Source organism: Zhongshania sp. (assembly GCF_041623545.1).
Lineage (GTDB): Bacteria > Pseudomonadota > Gammaproteobacteria > Pseudomonadales > Spongiibacteraceae > Spongiibacter.
The window spans coordinates 1-1742 of the sequence record NZ_JBFJWS010000436.1 but is presented as its reverse complement, the minus strand read 5'-3'; the positions used below and the strand labels follow the sequence as shown (position 1 = coordinate 1742).

1 protein-coding gene is annotated in these 1742 nt (G+C 50.9%); it reads left to right on the top strand.

Features of this window, described 5'->3' with window-relative positions; all coding sequences use genetic code 11:
* Positions 1 to 61 precede the first annotated feature (61 nt).
* Entirely contained in the window at positions 62 to 1429 is a 1368-nt protein-coding gene (locus ABYT30_RS18940) for an MFS transporter (protein ID WP_373098096.1), read from the top strand.
* The last annotated feature ends 313 nt before the right edge of the window (positions 1430 to 1742 follow it).

Below are 1742 nucleotides of genomic sequence, written 5' to 3'. Positions count from 1 at the left end.
TTTATGAAATGCAGATCAGTTACCATCAGGGCTAAAATTATCATAATGAAGAGGCCCCGCGATGTCGGAGCATATTGATCCGCCTACTGATTTCCGCTCTGACACACCCTACCCCGCCCCTAGCGTGGCCTGGTATGCAACTCTACTACTTGCCTTTCTCTACTGGCTGTCTATTTTAGACCGATTTATTATCTCCCTGCTCGTTGAACCCATTAAACGCGACATGGGGATTAGCGACCTGCAATTTGGTTTATTACACGGCGCTGCATTCGCTATTACTTATTCGCTCTTCGGCTTAATCGCCGGCGCTCTCGCAGATCGTTTTCCGCGGCGCTGGATTATATTTGTGAGCGTCGCCGCGTGGTCTATGGCGACCGCCGCTTGCGGAATGGCGCAAAATTTCTGGCACCTATTAATCGCCAGAGTTGGCGTTGGCATGGGCGAAGCTGGGCTCAATCCCAGCGCGACATCAATGCTCACTGACCTATTTCCCCGCAGCCGCCTCACCTCAGCGATGGCAGTGTATTCCATGGGCGCAACAGTTGGCTCCGGCACCGCCTACTTGCTCGGCGGTGCCATTGTCGAGCTAGTATCGAAAAGTGATACATTTAGTATTCCACTCATCGGCGCCATACCCTCCTGGCAAGCGGTGTTTTTTATTATTGGCGTACCCGGCGTATTTCTCTCTTTACTGATTTTTACACTACCCGAACCGCTGCGCCGCGATCGCAGCAACATCAAACAAAGCAGTGGGTTTTGGAAAAGTATATATGAAGCCTACAAAAACCTGATTCAGTTTATACGCACACAATCCCGATTTTTTGCCCATCACTACAGTGGCTTCATGTTTGCATCCGCTGTAATGGGCGGCTGCGGAGTGTGGTATCCCGCACATATGGCCCGAACATTTGCCTGGAGCTCAAGCGAGATCGGCCTCTCCCTCGGTATTACATTGGTCGCAGCGGGCATATTGGGTAAATTTATCTGCGGCTTCGCGGTCGACACCATGTACAGTAAAGGCTATCGTGACGGTCAATTTCGTTGGTACGCCTGCTGTTTAGTGCTAGCCACGCCCTTTGGTATTCTTGCCACAACCACGGCCAACCCAGTGATTTTTCTAAGTTGCGTCGCAGTATTTCTTGCGCTACTCGCACCACTACCTGCGTGTTATGTTGCCTCGTTAAATCTTGTCACACCGAATGAATTGCGCGGCACCGGCATTGCTTTTTTTGCTGGCACGGCAGGTCTCATTGGGATCGGCGCCGGTCCAATTATCGTGGCGGGTATAGGTGAAAGCCTGTTTGCTGGATCAAATACCATTGGCGCAGGCATGGCGACCACCATTGCCATATTCTGCCCCATCGCTGCAGTGCTGCTGGCAACAGGTTGCAAATCAATGCGCACAGCGGTCAACGCTGCAGAAAGCTAAATGGAATAGTAAGCGAAATCGCTCAGTATAATATCCGAGTAATTTATAGATAATAAAAAGAGAAATCGCGGGACGCGATCAGGTTTCAAACAGAGAAAGGCAATTCAAAGGAGACAAAAAACGCGGGAAACATTTCGTTTCCCGCGTTACCGTATTACTTAGCTGATCGAGTTTGTGCTTCGGCGTGATGAGCAAACATTTTCATCAAGTCGCCAGACACAACACGACGCCCTTCTTCACCGTCTGCAAGCGGCTTGGCGCCACCATAAGATTTAGGTGTGGTGTCGACGTTCGCTGCTGCAGCGGCCGCACG

Bases quoted from the DNA above. Each gene is read 5' to 3' on its own strand.
- ABYT30_RS18940 (WP_373098096.1), top strand. From the start codon at position 62: ATGTCGGAGCATATTGATCCGCCTACTGATTTCCGCTCTGACACACCC.